Below are 4,044 nucleotides of genomic sequence, written 5' to 3' on the forward strand. Positions count from 1 at the left end.
AAAACTGAAAGATGAAAAAGGATGATTTTGTGAAGAGTGAAACGTGACGAGTGATGCGTCCTTTAATATGGGCAATAAAATTGACGAATTAAAAAATAAAAACACCCATTAAGTGATCTCCATCAATTACCAACTACCAATACCCAATAGCAATAATATTCTTTCGAAAAGTAGCTGTTCTTTCTTCTAAGCTTTTTCCTCTTTCTTTGGTACATTCGACCTTTTCGCGTAATTCGCATTATCAAAAATTCACTTATCACGCATCACTCCTCACTGTCCCCATGTTATAATCCCCGCACCAAAATCAACCTGAAAACACTGGTAAAAATCGCTTATGTTCAACCAAGAAACCATCGAAATCGAAGATAAAATCCTCGCGTATTGCGCTAAAAACGAGGTCCCTCTTGCCGAGCTAAAATGGCAGCCAATTCCCTTTAACGGGGAGTGGGGTACCTCCACGTCATTTTTTCAAACAGCGGCAAACGAGGCAAAAAGTGGCAAGAAGGTCAAAGTCCCGTTGCGGGCGCAGGAAATTGCTGAAACCATCAAAGACGAAATTGGTACTCCCACAGGCATCAGTCGCGTTGAAGCGGTCAAGGGCTATCTCAACCTCTATTTTGTCACGGCAGATTTCGCAGAACGCGTAGTGGCTGCCATTCTTCAGGAAAAAAGTGATTTTGGGCGCGGCAAGCCAAAAGGTGAGCGGGTCATGGTTGAATATGCACAGCCGAATACCCATCACTCCTTTCACATCGGCCATTTTCGCAACGCCATCCTCGGCGAATCCCTCGCACGCCTCGTTGAATTTTCGGGTTTTGAAACCATCCGTGCCGCCTATCCCGGCGACATCGGTCTGGGCGTGATTACCGTTCTCTGGATTTACGAAAATTTCTATAAAGGGCAGGAGCCAGAGGGCATTCACGAGCGCGGGCAATGGCTGCTGAAACTTTATGTCGAAGCCACAAAACTGCTCACGAAAAAAGAGAATGAGACGGATGAAGAGCAGGCCCAGCGCGAGGCTTACGATGCAGAACGACGCGAGCTTTATCGAAAATGGGATGAGGGGGACGAGTACGTCCGCAACCTTTGGCTTGAAACCCGTGAATGGAGTTTGGTCGAGCTGAAAGATATTTTGGAGACCCTCGACATCCACATGGACGCCTGGTTCTTCGAAAGCGAAGTGGATCAGCCCTCCAAAGCCATCGTGGATGAATTGATCGCTCTTGGCATCGCCGAAGATGAACGCCCCGAAGGCGGTGCGGTGATCGTCAATATTGATGAGAAGCTAGGCTTAAAAAAAGAAAAGTATCGCACGAATGTGCTTTTACGTAATGACGGCACAACCCTCTACCTAACGAAAGATCTGGCGCTGGCAAAAGTCAAATTTGAAGATTATGGCGTGGATCGTTCGATCTATGTCGTTGACGTCCGCCAATCGCTACATTTGCAGCAGGCCTTTGCCATCTTAAGGCTTTGGGGTGTGCCCCAGGCAGAGAAATGCTATCATCTTGGATATGGCTTTGTCAGCCTGCCAGAAGGAGCCATGTCTGCTCGTGCGGGACGTTTGGTGCTTTTCAAAGATGTCGCGGACGAGGCTTTACGCCGGGTGACAGAGGCGAGTAAAGAGAAGAATCCTAATCTCTCTGAGAAAGAACGCGCTGAGGTCGCCAAATCTGTTGGTTTGGGATCATTGGCCTATGCGATGCTCTCTGTAGATAACAGCCGTGATACCGTTTTTGATATGGACGTAGCTCTCAGCTTTGAAGGACACACCGGGCCATATATCCAGAATGCGCATGTGAGGGCGGCTAGTATTTTAAAGAAGTTTGAAGGTTTGAAAGTTGAGAAATTGAATGATGCCCCTTTCAACTTTGAAATGACTCCCCATGAGATTGCATTAATTGAATTATTATCGCGTTTCCCGGCTAAGGTCGAAGAAGCCGCAAATGAATATCGCCCAATGATCATGGCCACTTATGCGTATGATCTGGCGAGTGCGTTCCACAGTTTTTACCATGCTGTTTCAGTATTAAAAGCCGAAACAGATGCAATTCGAGATGCTCGGTTGCGGCTGGTTGCCGCGTCGAAGCAAACCCTCGCCAATGCCTTGGCGCTTTTGGGCATCACAGCCCCAGAAGTGATGTGACGTAGCAGAGTTTTCCTGCTCCGAAAATCAACCGATCCCGCAATTCTTACGGGCTGCGTCCCCCATCCTGGCCTTCCCCCTGAGGGGGAGCTAAAGGGGGGAACGCAAAGGAACTCCACTAAAGCGCAGGAGCTTCCATGTTGTTTTAAGAGACATCAGACTTTAGACTACAGACTTTAGTTAAAATCTAAAATGACATCTAAAGTCTGAATGCTGAGATCTGATGACTGATGACTGAAGTCTCTCATACAACCAACGAAAGCAAAACCGGTATCGGCTGAAAATTCATCTTTCTGTAAGGAGTAAGATCAATGTCCCCAATCCGTACCCTGATCATGGGAGCCGCAGGACGCGACTTCCACAACTTCAACACCGTTTTCCGCGGCAACAAGGATTATCAGGTTGTCGCCTTCACTGCTACCCAGATTCCCGACATCGAAGGACGTGTATATCCGGCTGTCCTCGCGGGCGAACTTTACCCCGAAGGCATCCCCATCCACGATGAAGCACATCTCGAAGATCTCATCAAAGAACTGGATGTAGAAGAAGTCGTTTTCGCCTATTCTGACGTACCTCATGAATACGTGATGCACAAGGCTTCACTGGTCAATGCTTTGGGCGCAAACTTCCGCCTACTCGGCGCGAAGCCAACCCAAATCAAGTCCACGAAACCGGTTGTCTCAGTTTGCGCCGTCCGCACGGGCTGTGGCAAATCCCAAACAACGCGCCGTGTCTCCCTCATCCTCCGCGATATGGGCTATAAAGTCGCCGCCATTCGTCACCCAATGCCTTATGGCAATTTGGTCGCGCAGGAAGTTCAGCGTTATGCCGATTATGACGATCTGGATGAGTATGAATGCACCATTGAAGAGCGCGAAGAGTACGAACCCCATATTGATAACGGTATCATCGTCTTTGCAGGTGTGGATTATGAGAAAATTTTGCGCAAAGCCGAGCAGGAAGTGGATATCATCCTGTGGGATGGTGGCAATAACGATCTGCCCTTCTATGTTTCGGATATGGAAATTGTGGTTGCCGATCCGCTTCGCCCAGGGCATGAATTGACGTTTTACCCCGGCGAGACGAATGTCCGCTCCGCTGATGTTTTCGTGATCAACAAGGTGGATACCGCCTCGCCCGATGACGTCATCCTGGTGCGGGAAAATTTACGTGGTCTGAACCCGAACGCGGTCATCGTCGAGGGCGCCTCTCCTCTATTTGTGGATGATCCTGCCGCTATCCAGGGCAAACGTGTTCTCGTCGTCGAAGATGGCCCCACCCTGACACACGGCGGGATGAAATATGGCGCAGGTTACGTTGCTGCGCGCCGTTTCGGTGCGGCTGAAATCGTAGATCCGCGCCCCTTTGCTGTCCGCTCCATCGCCGAAACCTTCGAAAAATATCCCGACACTGGCGAGATTCTCCCCGCAATGGGCTATGGCGAAGCGCAAACCCGCGACCTCGAGGAAACCATCAACGCCATTGACGTGGATCTGGTCATCATCGGAACTCCGATCGACCTGTCCCGCGTGCTAAAGATCAACAAGCCTACGCAACGCGTACGCTATGAGTTGCAAGAAATCGGTCAGCCTACGCTGAAGGAGTTGTTGCAAGCGAAGTTTGGGAAATAGGTTTTAATCAGAAATCTGAGAGTCGAGCAAAATTTTGCTCGACTCTTTTTTGTTATTATAATAAACTATTGGTGCAACTGCTCAGTCAAGAATTAATTGAGAGAAAAATAATTTTTGACTATCCTTCATTCATATTCACAGGTGGAGAAAAAGGATGTCCTGAAGAAAGATTTATAAGATTAAGTTGCCCCAACCAAAGGGAAATCATCCCAGGGGTTGGTTGGTCGCTTGTAACGATTTGGCTACTCTTCCTTTCTCATCGGGTAG

3 protein-coding genes are annotated in these 4,044 nt (G+C 48.7%); all 3 read left to right on the plus strand.

Going from position 1 to position 4,044, the window contains the following annotated elements:
• The first annotated feature begins 334 nt into the window (after positions 1–334).
• Entirely contained in the window at positions 335–2,146 is a 1,812-nt protein-coding gene (gene argS, locus AC3DOM_RS16345; protein WP_487920107.1) for an arginine--tRNA ligase, read from the plus strand.
• Between the two features lie 311 nt (positions 2,147–2,457).
• Positions 2,458–3,777, plus strand: a complete 1,320-nt coding sequence (locus tag AC3DOM_RS16350) for a cyclic 2,3-diphosphoglycerate synthase (RefSeq protein WP_487920108.1) — start codon at positions 2,458–2,460, stop codon at positions 3,775–3,777.
• Positions 3,778–3,845: 68 nt separating this feature from the next.
• Positions 3,846–4,044 (plus strand): hypothetical protein (locus AC3DOM_RS16355; protein ID WP_487920109.1); only part of this gene is annotated, 199 nt, incomplete at its 3' end.

The organism is Candidatus Desulfolinea nitratireducens, from assembly GCF_982879505.1.